4 tRNA genes and 1 rRNA gene are annotated in these 469 nt (G+C 54.2%); all 5 read left to right on the top strand.

The features are described from left to right. A 5S ribosomal RNA gene (gene rrf, locus ACTJJQ_RS19245) occupies positions 1–88 on the top strand; the annotation flags it as partial. 9 nt (positions 89–97) lie between these two features. Further along, positions 98–172 (top strand) — tRNA-Asn (locus ACTJJQ_RS19240). Positions 173–176: 4 nt separating this feature from the next. Continuing rightward, a tRNA-Ser gene (locus ACTJJQ_RS19235) sits at positions 177–267 on the top strand. Between the two features lie 17 nt (positions 268–284). After that, positions 285–359: transfer RNA gene (locus tag ACTJJQ_RS19230), tRNA-Glu, on the top strand. 32 nt (positions 360–391) lie between these two features. After that, positions 392–467: transfer RNA gene (locus tag ACTJJQ_RS19225), tRNA-Val, on the top strand. The last annotated feature ends 2 nt before the right edge of the window (positions 468–469 follow it).

Raw genomic sequence — 469 nt, 5'->3', positions numbered from 1 at the left:
CCGTTCCCATACCGAACACGGAAGTTAAGCTCTTCAGCGCCGATGGTAGTTGGGGGTTTCCCCCTGTGAGAGTAGGACATCGCCAGGCTTTCTTCATTCCGCAGTAGCTCAGTGGTAGAGCTATCGGCTGTTAACCGATCGGTCGTAGGTTCGAATCCTACCTGCGGAGCCAATTTGGAGAGCTGTCCGAGTGGCCGAAGGAGCACGATTGGAAATCGTGTAGGCGGTAACCCCGTCTCAAGGGTTCGAATCCCTTGCTCTCCGCCACAAGATACATATAAGAGGGCCCGTTGGTCAAGCGGTTAAGACACCGCCCTTTCACGGCGGTAACACGGGTTCGAATCCCGTACGGGTCACCATTTCTATAGAAATACATACCAGCATTTTATTCGGAGGATTAGCTCAGCTGGGAGAGCATCTGCCTTACAAGCAGAGGGTCGGCGGTTCGAGCCCGTCATCCTCCACCATA

The organism is Bacillus sp. 22483 (assembly GCF_052044605.1).
GTDB classification, from domain to species: Bacteria; Bacillota; Bacilli; order Bacillales; family Bacillaceae; genus Bacillus; species Bacillus altitudinis.
This window is presented reverse-complemented; position numbering and strand designations above follow the sequence as displayed.